At 45.5% G+C, this 14765-nt stretch carries 14 protein-coding genes; 9 read left to right on the forward strand and 5 right to left on the reverse strand.

The features are described from left to right. Nucleotides 1-20: 20 nt before the first annotated feature. The 4 genes from BLD48_RS00715 to BLD48_RS00730 all read left to right on the forward strand — a co-directional run bounded on the left by BLD48_RS00715 (nucleotide 21) and on the right by BLD48_RS00730 (nucleotide 3156). Nucleotides 21-632, forward strand: coding sequence for a hypothetical protein (locus BLD48_RS00715; protein WP_071498526.1), 612 nt, complete (start codon nucleotides 21-23; stop codon nucleotides 630-632). A gap of 118 nt (nucleotides 633-750) precedes the next feature. Continuing rightward, nucleotides 751-987, forward strand: a complete 237-nt coding sequence (locus tag BLD48_RS00720; RefSeq protein ID WP_014969825.1) for a FeoA family protein — start codon at nucleotides 751-753, stop codon at nucleotides 985-987. Further along, entirely contained in the window at nucleotides 984-2960 is a 1977-nt protein-coding gene (gene feoB, locus BLD48_RS00725) for a ferrous iron transport protein B (protein WP_071498527.1), read from the forward strand. The genes BLD48_RS00720 and feoB overlap by 4 nt, the downstream gene beginning before the upstream one ends. Nucleotides 2961-2973: 13 nt before the next feature. Beyond that, entirely contained in the window at nucleotides 2974-3156 is a 183-nt protein-coding gene (locus tag BLD48_RS00730; protein ID WP_026831035.1) for a FeoB-associated Cys-rich membrane protein, read from the forward strand. Between the two features lie 73 nt (nucleotides 3157-3229). Here the strand turns inward: BLD48_RS00730 and BLD48_RS00735 are convergent, their stop codons facing one another. The 3 genes from BLD48_RS00735 to BLD48_RS00745 all read right to left on the reverse strand — a co-directional run bounded on the left by BLD48_RS00735 (nucleotide 3230) and on the right by BLD48_RS00745 (nucleotide 7179). Beyond that, complete coding sequence (locus tag BLD48_RS00735; RefSeq protein WP_071498528.1) at nucleotides 3230-3403, reverse strand: XapX domain-containing protein; 174 nt, start codon at nucleotides 3401-3403, stop codon at nucleotides 3230-3232. 75 nt (nucleotides 3404-3478) lie between these two features. Continuing rightward, nucleotides 3479-5638 carry an RNA degradosome polyphosphate kinase gene (locus BLD48_RS00740; protein ID WP_071498529.1) on the reverse strand — a complete coding sequence of 720 codons (2160 nt, stop codon included), beginning with the start codon at nucleotides 5636-5638 and terminating at the stop codon, nucleotides 3479-3481. Beyond that, nucleotides 5635-7179, reverse strand: a complete 1545-nt coding sequence (locus tag BLD48_RS00745) for a Ppx/GppA family phosphatase (protein WP_071498530.1) — start codon at nucleotides 7177-7179, stop codon at nucleotides 5635-5637. The genes BLD48_RS00740 and BLD48_RS00745 overlap by 4 nt, the downstream gene beginning before the upstream one ends. Nucleotides 7180-7401: 222 nt before the next feature. Between BLD48_RS00745 and BLD48_RS00750 the strand changes: the two genes are divergently transcribed. From BLD48_RS00750 to BLD48_RS00770, 5 genes are all read left to right on the forward strand, one after another. Then, nucleotides 7402-8169, forward strand: a complete 768-nt coding sequence (locus BLD48_RS00750; RefSeq protein WP_071498531.1) for a metal ABC transporter ATP-binding protein — start codon at nucleotides 7402-7404, stop codon at nucleotides 8167-8169. Next, complete coding sequence (locus BLD48_RS00755) at nucleotides 8166-9035, forward strand: metal ABC transporter permease (RefSeq protein ID WP_071498532.1); 870 nt, start codon at nucleotides 8166-8168, stop codon at nucleotides 9033-9035. Before BLD48_RS00750 ends, BLD48_RS00755 begins: the two co-directional genes overlap by 4 nt. After that, entirely contained in the window at nucleotides 9007-9429 is a 423-nt protein-coding gene (locus BLD48_RS00760) for a Fur family transcriptional regulator (protein WP_071498533.1), read from the forward strand. Before BLD48_RS00755 ends, BLD48_RS00760 begins: the two co-directional genes overlap by 29 nt. Before the next feature lie 87 nt (nucleotides 9430-9516). Then, nucleotides 9517-10959 (forward strand): NAD(P)H-hydrate dehydratase, encoded by a 1443-nt coding sequence (locus BLD48_RS00765; protein ID WP_236629894.1) that lies wholly within the window; start codon nucleotides 9517-9519, stop codon nucleotides 10957-10959. A gap of 165 nt (nucleotides 10960-11124) precedes the next feature. Continuing rightward, nucleotides 11125-12969 (forward strand): GGDEF domain-containing phosphodiesterase, encoded by a 1845-nt coding sequence (locus tag BLD48_RS00770; RefSeq protein ID WP_071498534.1) that lies wholly within the window; start codon nucleotides 11125-11127, stop codon nucleotides 12967-12969. 13 nt (nucleotides 12970-12982) lie between these two features. Here BLD48_RS00770 and BLD48_RS00775 read toward each other — a convergent pair whose 3' ends face one another. Next, complete coding sequence (locus tag BLD48_RS00775; protein WP_161487685.1) at nucleotides 12983-13984, reverse strand: GGDEF domain-containing protein; 1002 nt, start codon at nucleotides 13982-13984, stop codon at nucleotides 12983-12985. Nucleotides 13985-14172: 188 nt separating this feature from the next. Continuing rightward, nucleotides 14173-14742, reverse strand: a complete 570-nt coding sequence (locus tag BLD48_RS00780) for a 5' nucleotidase, NT5C type (RefSeq protein ID WP_083412208.1) — start codon at nucleotides 14740-14742, stop codon at nucleotides 14173-14175. Between the last annotated feature and the right edge of the window lie 23 nt (nucleotides 14743-14765).

The raw sequence follows: 14765 nt of genomic DNA on the forward strand, positions 1-14765 counted from the left end.
ACGAGAGAGGTGTCTGTCGCGTGTGTCATCTACTAATCATAGAAGAGTCGGAATTTGCCTTACGTCAAGCGGTCGTCACGTATTATGAAACCAAAGAGCCGTTTTATTTGCCGGCAGAGTTATCAGAAGGGGAAGAAGTTTTTTTGGCGACGAAGGATGGAATCATCGCTTACGCCGAAGTCCTGTTCAGTGAATATACGACACGTCCTGCCGATCCTCACTGGTTGACGGAGGCGGATGAACAAGAACAGACGTATGCTTGTCTGGATTTGATTAGTGTCGATTTACGTCATCCGTTGTTAGGTTCCTCGCTAAAGATTACCCCAGGGCAGATGGATCCGAAAATCAGACAATGGTTGGTAGAAGCATGGCAGACGGGTCATTTCGAGTCTGATGTGACGACTATCAAACAGGCGAAAGAACGCCGGATGGAACGGTTTCGGGAACGGAATCACCTGATGCCTTTAGAAAAGTCCTGTGAGCTTTGTGGAAACAGACAGCAATCGATCTTGGAATGGCACGAACATCAAGGGCATTTCCAAACGGTATGTCCGACCTGTCATCGTTTGGCACATCAAGGATTGCATGAAATCAAGGATATTGCAGCGACATCAGATGAATCATCACCATAACAGTAAGCGACCCGGATGTTCATCTCCGGGCTGCTTGCTGTTTTTTAGATGATGTCCTCATGATATAATCAAGACTGATAATTATTATCAGTGAAAATGGAGTACTGGAGGAAAGGGCATGACTGATTTAGCAATGATTCCAATTGATCAACCTGTTGTGATGACTGACTTGAACAAAATTGAAGATCGACTCCGCAGACGGTTGCTTGCGCTTGGATTTTATGAAGGATGTCCGGTCGTCGTCAAAAGACGAGCAAGCTTTCATGGTCCTTTGACGATAGAACAACGTGATCATCATCAAATGATTGCAATCCGAAGAAGCGATGCCAAGAATATCGGAGTGTTCTTACCATGACTCAAAAAATCGCCCTGTTAGGGAATCCAAATACCGGGAAAACGTCTTTATTCAATCGATTGACAGGGTCGTACGCTCATGTCGGAAATTGGTCTGGCGTAACGGTCGATAAAAAGGTCGGAAAACTGCACGGAAATCGAGGGCAGTTGATTGATCTACCGGGGATATATGATCTCGATCCACTGTCAGCTGACGAAGCAGTCGTTGCCCGCTTTTTGATGGAAGACTCGTTTGACGGTATGATCAATATCATCGATGCTTCCCAGCTGGAACGAAACCTGCAACTGACGGCACAACTTCTAGAAATCGGAAAACCCATTCAGATCGGGTTAAATATGATGGATGTCGCGCGTAATCGAGGAACGACGATTGATGCCAAACAATTAGCAACCGCACTCGGTGTCGATGTGTTTCCAATCGTCGCAAGAACAGGAGACGGCTGTGAAGTCTTGTTGTCGTCCATCGCCAATAAGGCGAACACACCTTTACGAATCGATTATGGTCCGGAGACGGAACAAGCCATCACGACCATTATCGAACAAGCCGGTTTGCTAGAAAATGAACGTTGGATGGCCGTTCAATATTTAGCAGGCAATCGGGTATTCGTCGAATACCTCGAAACAAAAGCACCAAGTATCATTGAAGTCCGAAAACAGTTGGAACATCAGCTCGGTCGGTTCATTCATGCACATATTACCGAGTGCCGAAGAAACTGGGCAATCGCCATTCGTGCGTGCTCTGTCGTCGAAGAAAAGTCAGAGCGTAAAACGTGGACGGATCGGATTGACGCAGTCGTCACACATCCGATTCTTGGATTACCAATTTTCTTTGCGGTATTATATGTCTTATTCCATGTCACGTTTAACTGGATTGGAGCCCCCTTGTCGGATTTGTTGGCGGCGATCATTGAAGGACCAATTTCGACAGGTGTCGTCTTTATCCTGACACAGGTCGGAGCATCCGGATTCATCCAAGATTTATTAATTGATGGTGTCATTGCAGGTGTAGGTGGCGTCTTGGTATTCGTGCCCCAAATCTTTGTTTTATTTTTCTTTATCTCGTTTCTTGAAGATTCCGGTTATATGGCGCGTGTCGCAATCGTCATGGACCGTTTCATGCAGATGGTCGGATTGAACGGGAAAAGTTTCATCCCGATGATCATCGGATTCGGGTGTAATGTTCCTGGGATCATGGCAGCAAGATCCGTAGAAGAGGAGCGGGAACGACTGGTGACGATCTTCATTTCACCGTTCATGTCTTGTTCGGCACGATTACCGATTTATGCTGTATTCGCAGGAAGCTTTTTTGCGAGTAATCAGGCATCGATTGTCTTATCACTTTATATTCTAGGTATCGTGTTAGCATTGCTTGCGGCAAAAGTGTTTTCAAAAGTCCTTGCGGCCGAAGAAGCAACGAGTTTATTTTTAGTTGAACAACCACCATATCGTGTTCCACAAGGGTTAACGTTATGGCGTAGTACTTGGCAAAAAGGAAAAGGCTTCGTCCGGAAAGCAGGGACGTTCATCTTTGGCGGATCGGTTATCATCTGGTTACTTGCCTATACGGGTCCAGCTGGATTCGATGTCAATATGAATGACAGTTTCCTTGCGATGATTGGTGGTCTGATTGCAATGTTATTGATCCCACTTGGTTTTGGGACATGGCAGGCAGGAGCCGCTTTGATTACAGGTTTCTTAGCCAAAGAAGTCGTCGTTTCGACGATGGCCATCATTTATGCGGTCAACGAATCAGAACTCGGACGGCAATTGTCCGGACAATTTACACCACTTAGTGCTTACAGCTTCATGGCATTTGTTTTACTGTATGTGCCATGTCTTGCAACCGTTGCGGTCATTCGCCGAGAAGTCGGTAGTGCCAAATGGACCTGGATTGCGAGCCTGTACGGATTGTTTGTTGCGTATGGGATTTCGTTTTTGATTTACCAAACGGGACAAGCCCTAGGATTTTCTTAAGGGAGGAATAACAATGCATCTGATTGACTTGTTTATTGGTCTGCTCGTATTTGGTTATGCCGGTTTTTCGTTAGTCCGCTTCACGAAAAAAGCGAAAAAAGGAAAATGTGCGACCTGTGAAGTAGAGCCGACCTGTAAAACCGCTTGTGATGACGTCAATTGGGACAACGTCATTGCAGAAGCATTAAAAAAATAACTAAAAAGCGTTTTTCTTGTCCAATCGGAGAAGAAAAACGCTTTTTATGTTGAACGCACTGCACGTTAGGCAATCAGAATGGCCAGCGGTCAGCAATGAATAAAAATACTTTCATACCAAGAAACACACCAAAGATCCCGACGATGGCCGGAAAAACGGGTGGAGCGGGAATTGGCAGTTTAAGAGCCGTGAAGACGACGCCACAGATGATACCAGCTAGCAAAGACAATAAAATTTGTTGAAGCATGAGGTCCAGTCCTTTCTTCATATGAAAAAACGCTTACATGTTTATTATATGAAGATGTCTGACGTTAAACAACGATTATTTTTTGGAAGAATTCGGATCAAAGGTAATCTTCTCTTCTGATTTCTCAACCGGAATCCATTTTTGATCCAAAGGACGATCAAAAGAAGGTTTTGCTTTCAATTTTCCATTTGTATAATGTTGAATCAAAATTTGTGATTCGCAAGCTTGTTTACCTTTTGTGACATAGTGATAGACGCCATGTTCATCTTGCTCGCGTGCTTTTACATTATCAGCTAATGTCAGCGCCAAACAATCCTTGATGTAGTTTTTCTGTTCTTCATCGATGATCGGGAAAAGAATTTCAATCCGTTTGCGCATGTTCCGTGTCATCCAATCGGCACTCGAACAGTAGATCAAATCGTCGCCATTGTGGTGGAAATAAAAGATTCGTGAATGTTCGAGATACCGGTCGACAACCGATGTGACACGAATGTTTTCCGAGACGCCTTCGACTTGCGGACGAAGACAACAGACACCGCGTACAATCAATTCGATTCGGACACCGGCTCGCGAAGCTTGATACAGTTTTAAGATGATATCTTTTTCCGTTAAACTGTTCATTTTAGCAACGATTCGTCCATTTCCATGCTTTTTATGGTATTTGATTTCTTCATCAATTAATGATAAAAATTTCTCGAGCATCGAGTTCGGTGATGTATGGAGCGCATTCCACTGTGGCTGTTCCCCGTAACCGGATAACCAGTTAAAGAAGTTCGTAGCATCTTCAGCGATCTGTTCGCGTGCTGTCAGAAGACCGATATCCGTGTACAACTTAGCCGTGGAATCATTATAGTTCCCTGTTCCAAGGTGGACGAAGCGTTGGATCCGTCCTTCTTGCAGCCGGACGATCAACGTGATTTTAGAGTGGGTCTTTAAATCACTGTAACCGTAGATGACGTGGGCTCCTACTTTTTCTAATTGTTTGGCCCATTCGATGTTTTTCGCTTCATCAAAACGTGCCTTCAATTCGACGAGGACTGTGACCTGTTTTCCGTTTTCAGCAGCCGTTTTCAACGCTTTAATGATCGGAGAGTCCCCGGAGACACGGTACAACGTCTGTTTGATAGCCAGTACGTTTGGATCATTGGCAGCCTGGACGATCAGCCGGACGACAGGATCAAACGTATGGTACGGGTGATGCAACAGATAATCCTGTTGTAAAATTTGATCGAATAAATTTTTGGATTTTTCAAGAGCAGGAGGTTCGACAGGCATGATCGTCTGATAAATCAAATGATCGTATTCAACACCAATCTGACTGTAAAACGCAAAGGCAAATGTTAGATCGATGGGTCCGTCGACGGCATAGATATCCCGGTCCTGTAGATCCAGTACATCACGCAGCATATTCAGCAAATTCGTATTGATGGCATTTTTTTGGATTTCGAGACGAATTCCAACTCCCCAGCGGCGTTTCTTCAGTTCTTTTTCAATCAATTTCAATAAATCATGGGTTCCTTCTTCATGGAACGGTAAATCCGCATTCCGGGTAATCCGAAACGGCATGGCAGATAACACGCGGTAGCCTTTGAACAAGGAATCGATGAACGAGATGATGACGTCTTCGAGTAAGATGACAGCTGTCGTTTCTTCATCATCGACCGGTAGATCGACAAACCGTGGCAAGACGGCAGGTACCTGCACGAGTGCTAAGTTTCGTTTCGAGCCGTCTTCCGCTTCGAGAGCCGTCGCGATGTTGAGTGATTTTGACGACAACATCGGGAAGGGGCGGTAGGCGTCAACAGCAACGGGCGTCAAGACCGGGAAAACTTGTTCTCTAAAAAAGGCTTTGACGTATTCCGCTTGGGTTTCATTTAATTCTTCATGTTTTAAAAAGGAGACACCTTCTGCTTTCAAGGCTTGGGTCACTTCTTTAAACGCTTCATACTGCTGATCGACAAGTTCTTTTGTTTTTGTTGCGATGGCCCGTAACTGTTGTTTTGGAGTCAGGTATTGTTTATTTTCCGGTTTATTAAATCCCGCTAATACCTCGTCTTTCAGTCCGCCGACACGAACCATATAAAATTCATCCAGATTGGAACTGAAGATTCCTAAAAACTTCAAGCGTTCCATTAAAGGATTTCGTGTGTCCAGGACTTCACCTAATACACGTTCGTTGAATTGTAACCAACTGATTTCTCGGTTGTTGAAGAACTCCGGGGAGTCAATTTTCATATAAGGCCGCCTCCTTTAGTGTCTAACTGAATAGACCGGTTGATGACACGTTCTAAATGCTTTTTTTGTTTTTCTGCTTTTTCGACTTCAAATCCATAGTCGTGATCGCCCGTATCAAGAATGATTCGGATATTTTTCCCGTCCTTTGCTAGCGCAAGCTCGACACTATTGACGGCTCGACGTTCTGTGACATCAAGTGCCTCTGTCAGTTTCAAGATCGACCCGAGTAAATCAAAACGTTCGATTGATTTATCGGTAAACCAGTCCTTAAAGGGTTTCAAGAGTTGGTTCATCCGTTTAGAAGAAGAATAGGAACTGACGAGCGCTAAAGCCAGACGATCTTTATGCGTCATACCTTTTAAATCGGTATTCGTCAAAAGATAAAAGGTCTGATTGGAACGTGTGTCTGGATTGATATATTGTCCGCAGTACAGCAGGCGACTGGCTGAATCGAGTAAGCGTAAATCGACGGCCCGTTCCGGAATGATATCGAATGTGACCAGTTGACGATAAATCGATTTAGAAATCGTCCCGAGATAGTTCGTTCGGTCCCGGTTGACTTTATAATCACTTTCGAGCTGGTAAAGGCTTTCCTCCCGAACGTTTTCGATACGCCGTTGATTCTGTTCCCGTAAATCGTATTCATAGACGAGCCCTTCTCGCAGCCCGTAATTACTCATCACAAACTGATCAGCTTCGATATGTAACGCCAGCTCATGAATCGCAATCAACGCAGGTAAAAAGATATCAACCCGGTCTTTGGAAAGTCCTTCAATTTTCGTTAGATGCTTAGGTGCTTTGTCTTCCAGTTCATCAATCAATTTTCCTAATTCCTTTGCCCGGACTTGATATTGATGAATCCCATGTAAGGGATAATCCATGGTCGACTGATGGATTCGGACGAAGTTTCGGGCTGAACCACCTACACCAATCAGTGGGAGCTTTTTGTTTTTCAACCAAGGAATTTCGTCGAATTGTTCACGCAAGAATTTAATCAGTTTCTTTTGTTCACCTGACGTCATCGTTTCTCCGGAGAGGAATTGGCGGGTCAACGTGACGGCACCAAAAGGGAAGCTGTGGTACGCAACCATTTCCCGATTCTCAATCAACGTGACTTCCATGGACCCACCACCGATATCGACTGAGTAGCCATCGGTCAGGAAAGTTGAATTGATGATCGCGAAATAGCCATAATAGGCTTCCTGCTCATCCGAGAGGACACGCATCGTAAACGGTGTTTCTTGTTCAACGGCATGCACGATGCCTGCACGGTTACTGGCATTTCGAATGGCGGCTGTCGCGACACAAATCGTCTCTTCGACGAGGTGGGTGACGCCGATTTCGTAAAAACGTTGTAACGTTTCACACAATAAGCGAATTCCTGCTGGATCTAATGCACCGTCCTCATCAATATGAGCGGATAGTCGAGCCACGACCTTGACATTGATTTTTTCGATGTATCGACCGGAATCGATTGGATGGAAAATGACATATCGGATCGAGTTGGATCCAATATCGATGACTGCTAATTCGTTTTTCAAAAGAAATCCGCCCCCTTTCACTTATCAATCCGTCTTTTCCCGAATCAAGGATTCTGAAAACGACAGCTTGTATGCTTTTATTGTACCTTGTGCTTCTGTTAAAAACCGTCTGTTCACAAAAAAGTTACATCAGTTGCACCGGATGACGGCTGGGGCTATAATAAAACAGTTGATAAGACGTAACTATTCCGTTTTAACATGAGACGGAAGGAGAGAATAGACATGACTGAACCAATTATTGAAATCAAGCAACTTACGTATGATTATCCTGATCGACGTGTTTTAAATGAAGTGACATTTGATGTCGAACAGGGTCAATTTCTCGCGATTGTCGGGGAAAACGGTTCTGGGAAATCGACCTTGATTAAATGTATGCTTGGATTATTAAAGCCGACGGGTTCGATTCGTTTATTTGGACAAGATCAAGCAGCCTTCAGTGACTGGTGGCGAATCAGTTACGTATCTCAAAAAGCAGCATCGTTTAATTCAGGTTTTCCTGTTACGGTCGCCGAAGTCGTCGAGATGGGGCTGTATGCAAAAAAAGGATTATTTCGGCGTGTGACGAAACAGGATCGTCAAAAAGTAAAGACGGCGCTTGAAACAGTCGGCATGTGGGATCGTCGTGACTCGAAAGTCGGAGACCTGTCTGGTGGACAACAACAGCGGGTCTTTATCGCACGGGCACTCGTCAATGATCCGGACTTGATGATTTTAGATGAACCGACGGTCGGAGTCGACCAACGGTACGTCAAAGAGTTTTATGAAATCTTAGAGGAATTACGGCGTGATAAAAAACGGACGTTCGTCCTCGTGACGCATGACATTCACTTTGTCAGTAAACTGGTAACGGATGTGATCCACCTTGTCGACGGACGGCTTGGCTGTAACTGTGGCATCAAGGAATACTGGGAACTGGATGAACAGACGATTCGTTCGCTTTACCCAGTCCCTGGACGCGTCTTAGTCCACCGAGGGGAGGTCGTCCAGTGATTGAAGCGTTCATGACATTAAAGTTCTTACAATATGCGCTTGTCGCGGCAGTGTTGATTGGTTTTACGGCGCCATTGATCGGGTCATTCGTCGTCGTCCGGCGAATGAGTTTGATTGCGGATGCGTTATCACACGTCACACTGGCCGGAATTGCCCTTAGTCTGTTGATATCCGGTATGGTTGCGAGTCTTGCCGATTTAAATCCGTTGTATCTCGGAATCGTGACTTCGGTCATAGCTGCCTTGACGATTGATTGGCTTCGTGCGAAATATAAACATTTTCAAGAACTGGCTATCCCGATCATCATGGCGACGGGAATGGGACTTGGGGCCATCTTCATCAGCCTCGCAAATGGCTTTTCGATGGATCTCGTGTCCTTTTTGTTTGGGACGGTCTCAGCTGTCACCTTGACGGATGTCTATACGATTTTGATTGTCACAGGTGTCGTTATCTTATTTGTGATTGCGTTCTATAAAGAATTGTTATTCTTATCGTTTGACGAGGAACAGGCACGGGTTTCCGGAATTCGTCTTCGGCTGGTCCATATTCTATTTATGATCGTCGTTGCTTTGGTGATTGCGATTAGTATGCGAGTCGTCGGGATTTTGTTGGTATCGAGCTTAATCACCTTGCCGGTCGCAGCAGCTCTTCGTTTTGCGAAAAGCTTTAAGGCGACGATCTTCTATGCGATTGTATTTGGAGAAGTGGCGACGATTACCGGTTTGATTCTGGCTTATCAATTTGATTTAGCGCCAGGCGGCATGATTGTCATGCTCGCCGTCGCAGAACTTATTCTCGTCATGGTGATCGAACGGTTTAGGATCGGAGGGAAATTGCATGAAAAAAAACATCGAACAAGCGCGTGAGCGGATGAAGGCGTCCGGATTCAAAATGACGCCAAAACGTCTGGATTTGCTGGCGTATCTCTTTGAAGCCAACCGGTATGTCAGCGCACGGGAAGTGGCAGAGGAATTGCGATTGTCACATCCGTCACTCAGCTACGATACGATTTACCGGAACTTAAACGATTTTGCGGAAATCGAGATTTTAGAGACAACGGAGTTGGATGGAGAAATGAAATTTCGGGCTGCGTGTCAATCGGGACATCATCACCACCATCTGATTTGCCGGACATGTGGAAAAACAGAAACATTGGACGTCTGTCCGATGCAATGGGTGGCTCCGATTAAAGATTCGGGCTTCGAAGTCGAAGACCATAAATTCGAAATCTACGGTCGCTGTGCAGCCTGTCAAAAATAAGTAAGGTGATGCCGGAAAGTCCTTTGATGGTTCAAAGGGCTTTTTTGCTTGAAATGAGCTAAAAGGGGAATAGGACGAACAGAGGTGATGAAAATGATTTATGAGGCACAGGAAGCAAGGCAAATCGATGAGTGGGCAAAAACATCCGGATTGCCGCTTGAAGTCTTGATGGAACGGGCGGGTAATGAAATAGCGAAGCGAATCAAGAGCATGCATACGAATAAAGAACGGATTCTGATCATTTGCGGGACAGGTAACAATGGGGGAGACGGTTATGTGATTGGCCGTGAACTGATGCGCGACGGCTATGATGTCACGGTTCATGCGCCGTTTGGAGAGGTGAAAACACCAACTGCTTTGCTACATCAACGGTATGCTGAAAAATTTGGTCTAGTGACAGAGGAAGTGTGTGGACAATACGATGTGATTGTCGATGCTGTGTTTGGGACGGGGTTTGATCAATCCCGCCTGACGAAACCGCTGACCGATTTGTTTGGTTGGGTGTGTGAGCAACAACAATGGGCAACACTTTATGCCGTTGACGTTCCGAGTGGCATTCCGACCGATCATTCCATTGGGTTTTCCGGTCAGGGAATAAAAGCAGATGTGACGTTTTCGCTTCACGCCTTTAAACGGTCTGCTTTCTTGTTGAAGACCGCTCCGTTTTTTGGGCGCTTGGAGAAGATTGATTTAGGATTACCGGCATTTGGCGGATGGCAGTTATTTTCCGAGTCGATTGCGCCGTTGTTGACCCGTGACGCATATGGTCATAAAGGAACATACGGCACGGCGTTGTTGATTGGTGGTAGCGAACACATGCCGGGTTCGATTCAACTGGCGGCACGTGCTGCTCTTCGAACCGGCGTCGGGAAACTTCAGGTCGCAACGGTTCCGACGGCGCAAGTTGGATTGATCGTCAATGCTCCGGAAGCGATGGTCCTCAATCAGACGACAGAAGCAATTCAAGAGATGGTCTCGCAAGTGGATGTCGCTGGAATCGGACCCGGTTTAGTTTCGGACTCCGTCTCGGACTGGCTGGATCTTTTGTTTGACCAAGACATTCCGATCGTCTTGGATGCGGGCGCATTGATCCGGGATCGTTATCCGGAACGTAAAGCGGCAATTGTCGTCACGCCACACATCGGAGAATTTGCACGGATGACGAATCAATCCGTTCAGACCGTCCAAGACGATTTATTTGAACAGGCAAGTGATTATGCGATGTTGCATCAAGTGACTGTGGTTTTAAAAGCGCATGTGATCCTAATCGCCAAACCAGACGGCGGCGGTTATGTGGTTGCCGGGGCATCAAGTGGATTGGCAAAAGGCGGTAGTGGCGATACGTTGTTCGGTCTGATTACAAGTTTGCTCGGGCAACGTAAACACTACAAACAGGTACCGCTCGAGCAATTGATTGCAATGGGGGTATCTTGGTATGCGCAAGCGTCCAAACACTTGGAGCAACGGATTCATCCGAGTAGTATCACCGCGACGGACGTCATTGAACAACTTGGTCAAGTCGAAAAATGATGATCTTATTAAATAACGTAACAGATAAACAGACATGTCTTCTTTGAACAAATGAAGGGGCATGTCTTTTTTCAGGAAATAATTGCTAGGAATGGGAGGGCAGGGGTATCATGAAGTGATGTCAAAAAGTTAAGACAATTATCCGATTTAGGAAGGAGGAGACCGATGCCCATCAAGACAGTGGATAAAATCGTTCGTAATCAGCAAAGGTGGATTGGTAACTTTTCCTTTTTTTTGATGAGTGCAGGAGCACTTATTTTTTGGATCACGACGGATGAAACAATTCAAAATGCGTACTTAAATCGATCAACGATTATCAGCATACTGGTGCTTATTGGTCTGATGACCTTTTTAATCAGTCGCAGTCGATTATCGAACCGTTACCAATCGCATTTGTTATCCGTCATGTTTCTGATCATTCCGGTTACGTCCATTAGTTTGTTGCCGTACGCTGCGGTTACAGTATGGGCAAGTTGCTTTTTATTTTTAATGATTGCCTTGATTGCGTATGATCGGATCATGATGTGGTACGCCGTCGTCATTATCGTTGCGACCAATGGATATGTCATGCTCCAATCGGAGACGGTTTCAGTCGAAATTGATCCAACCGATCACTATGCCAGACTTGGAATGATTGGGATTGCGATTTGTATTGCTTTTATCATTAATCATCTTCACCTTCGCCATCTGCATCGTCTTCAAATGCTGGCGAATCAATTACATGACGCAGCCCGTCATGATCTACAAACACAACTTCTGAATATGCGTGGACTGGAAGAACGTTTTGCACAGCCGCACCATCAACAACTGTTGTTAGTTGGCGTTCACCTTGAAAATTATTATGAGTTGGCTCGATATTTTGGCGATGAGATTCAAGAACGGGTGTTATTTGATTGTATCGAACGCCTTAAAACCTTGTTGCCACCGCATTTAGGGATGGTTCGTGTCGAGGGGGGGACCCTCGTCGTCGTGATGGAAAAGCCTCCTGGCGTGTCTTGTCAAGAAGAGATGGAGCGACTCAGCCAACAGATGTCGGCTCCTTATCAAGTCGACCGGCATCAGATTTACGTCAATTTATATATCGTCATCGATGACGGGACAGTCCAACCATCAAGCATGACGAAACGGATTCAACAGATTACATCCGCACTTCCGGAAAGCGTCCGGAATTCAGAAAAAGTCATGTGTCTCAATCAAGAGTGGAGAGACGAACAGGCACTTCGGGTCGAGGCGGCTCAAGCCTTATCACAAGCGGACGTCAATCAAGATTTTTATCTTGTTTATCAATTGCAGTATGATTCCGATCAGGACCGATTCATTGGACTTGAAGCACTTGTCCGTTGGAACAGCCCCATCCCAGGTGCAGGACGTCCGACTGTTTTCATTCCGATCGCAGAAAAAAGCGATTTAATCATTCGTCTCGGAGAATGGATTTTTGAAGAGGGCTGTAAAACGAGGAAACGGCTGATCGGACTGGTTCCGGATGACTTCAGTTTGTCGGTCAATGTCTCGCCACGCCAACTGACACATGATTCATTCATGCCGTTCATCGAACGGATGTTACTGAAGTATTCCTTGCAGCCAAAACAAATCAAGATTGAGATTACGGAAAGTCAGGCGCTTGATTTTGAGAGCCAGCCGATTCTGCGGGCATTAAGGCGCATTAAGACCCTCGATTTCCCGGTTTCGCTGGATGATTTCGGGACAGGGCATGCTTCGTATCACGTCCTCGAACGACTCTTGCCGCTTCGTCAGTTAAAAGTACCGAAACAATTTATTGAACAAGTCGAAGAGTCGGAAAAGCGGCGATCGATCTTAGAATCGATTTTCCAACTCAGTCAATCGATGCACGTTGAATGTATCGTAGAAGGTGTCGAGACGGGCGAAGAGGTTCGGATTGCGAAAAATATCGGCATTCATCTATTCCAGGGTTACTTTTTTGCAAAACCTGTTGTCCTTGAAGAAATCATTTGCCTGCTGCAAATGAAACAAGCGGAAGTGACGGATTGACGTCGCTTCCGTTTTAGTTTGAATACAGATGGGATTGATTTCGTCCATTCTTCTTCGCTTCATATAATGCAGCATCAGCCTGTTTAAAAACGATACTTGCGGATTGGCGTCGAGCAAAGGCAACACCGGCTGAGACGGTGATGGACAGGGCATGATCTTGCATGACGAAAGGGGTCTTCGTCACAGTCGAAACAATCTGTTGTGCCAATTGAACGGGAGAAATCTTAAATGTATTCGGAAAGATGGCGATGAATTCCTCGCCGCCATACCGACCGACTGTCACGTCGTCCGGACATTCTTGGGTCAGCAAAACAGAAAAGTGGCGTAAGACGGCGTCGCCGACGGCATGCCCGTATTGGTCGTTCACGGCTTTGAAGTAGTCTAAGTCAAACAGGATGACGACCCAAGGAGCTTGCTCCTGTTCAAGAACCGCTACTCTATCCATGATGACATGGCGATTGGCAAGTCGTGTCAATTGATCGGTCGAAGCCAAGTAGGATTGATACGAGTACAGGACAAAATGCTCTTGCAACAGACCGGACAACCGGTAAAACAGGAGAGAAGAAAAAATCGTGATCAAAAAGTACGGGACATAAATCGATTGCCACGCATTGTTTTCTGCTTCACTTAACAACATCCGAACTAAAACGAGTAGAGAGCCGATCGTGACGATGACCGTAAACAAAGTCGCCTTTTGTTTAATGAACCGTGTACAGAGTAAGACAAGTCCGATGAAACTGACTAACGTAATGATGGAATTTTGTAAGGCAATCATCGATTCGCCCGTATCGAGGAGAATCCGGTAGGCGATTAACAGGAAACCCGTCGTCATGATACTGATTGGTCCACCGTATAAAGCGGATAAGGCGAGTGGCAATAACCGCAAGTCAATAAAGGCGCCATTGATGGAAATCGAGTTATGAATCAGTAAGATGCCTGTCAGACCGTTGGCCAACCCAAAGTAAAAACGGGTCGAGATTTTGGAATCACGTTGGATGGGGAGCCGGTTGCGCATGAGGTAAAATGTCACGGACAGAACTAAAAAAATGATACAGATATTCAGAAAAAAGATGTTAAGGGTCGATAGCATAAAGAAATCCTTTCACGTTTAGCACTATGTAAAAATGAGATAATCTGGAATCTGTCATCATTGTACGATACTCGAACCGCAAAATACAGAAAAAACAGCCAATAAAGGCTGTTTTAGCGAATCGGCGCAAACTTATGGATTGCCTGAACGGCTTCGTTCCAAGACGAGACGCGAACGATGTTTTCAGGAATCGCACGCCGGTTGTACGGTGCATCAAACAAGATGACCGGAATCGACGTGTCTTCCGCAATTTGAATCGCATTTTCAAGCCGGTCCTCCATGAAGAGATCGAGCGACAAATCACGAACGACTTGTACTTTATCGTGGGAACCTGTCATGATCAACGAATCAAGTGGCAATTCGTGTTGCTTGATCCACTCTTCCGTCACAGGGCGGACGATTTCCGATCGCGCCGTCACGTAGTGAAGATCATATTGTTTACGTAACTCCCACAGATGTTGTTTGACAAGCTCCTGTGGAACGGACTCCCGATAGATGCCGAGTTCATGACCTGACTTGACCATGAATTCCCAAAACTCGATCTGTTCCATGTCCGTATAGGTATGGAGTTCGTATTCAGAGGCCATCTCAAAATCAATCGATGTCCCGAGATATTTATTCATATAGTTAAAGCACGAAGAAGGATGAGTGATTGTTCCATCAATATCAATTCCGATTTTCACTTACATCACCAACATTCTATAAA

The organism is Exiguobacterium sp. KRL4 (genome assembly GCF_001870785.1).
Classification (GTDB): Bacteria; Bacillota; Bacilli; order Exiguobacteriales; family Exiguobacteriaceae; genus Exiguobacterium_A.

Bases quoted from the DNA above. Each gene is read 5' to 3' on its own strand.
- BLD48_RS00750 (WP_071498531.1), top strand. From the start codon at position 7,402: ATGACTGAACCAATTATTGAAATCAAGCAACTTACGTATGATTATCCT.
- BLD48_RS00740 (WP_071498529.1), bottom strand. From the start codon at position 5,638: ATGAAAATTGACTCCCCGGAGTTCTTCAACAACCGAGAAATCAGTTGG.
- BLD48_RS00720 (WP_014969825.1), top strand. From the start codon at position 751: ATGACTGATTTAGCAATGATTCCAATTGATCAACCTGTTGTGATGACT.
- feoB (WP_071498527.1), top strand. From the start codon at position 984: ATGACTCAAAAAATCGCCCTGTTAGGGAATCCAAATACCGGGAAAACG.
- BLD48_RS00770 (WP_071498534.1), top strand. From the start codon at position 11,125: ATGCCCATCAAGACAGTGGATAAAATCGTTCGTAATCAGCAAAGGTGG.
- BLD48_RS00775 (WP_161487685.1), bottom strand. From the start codon at position 13,984: ATGCGCAACCGGCTCCCCATCCAACGTGATTCCAAAATCTCGACCCGT.
- BLD48_RS00730 (WP_026831035.1), top strand. From the start codon at position 2,974: ATGCATCTGATTGACTTGTTTATTGGTCTGCTCGTATTTGGTTATGCC.
- BLD48_RS00735 (WP_071498528.1), bottom strand. From the start codon at position 3,403: ATGCTTCAACAAATTTTATTGTCTTTGCTAGCTGGTATCATCTGTGGC.
- BLD48_RS00760 (WP_071498533.1), top strand. From the start codon at position 9,007: ATGAAAAAAAACATCGAACAAGCGCGTGAGCGGATGAAGGCGTCCGGA.
- BLD48_RS00765 (WP_236629894.1), top strand. From the start codon at position 9,517: ATGAAAATGATTTATGAGGCACAGGAAGCAAGGCAAATCGATGAGTGG.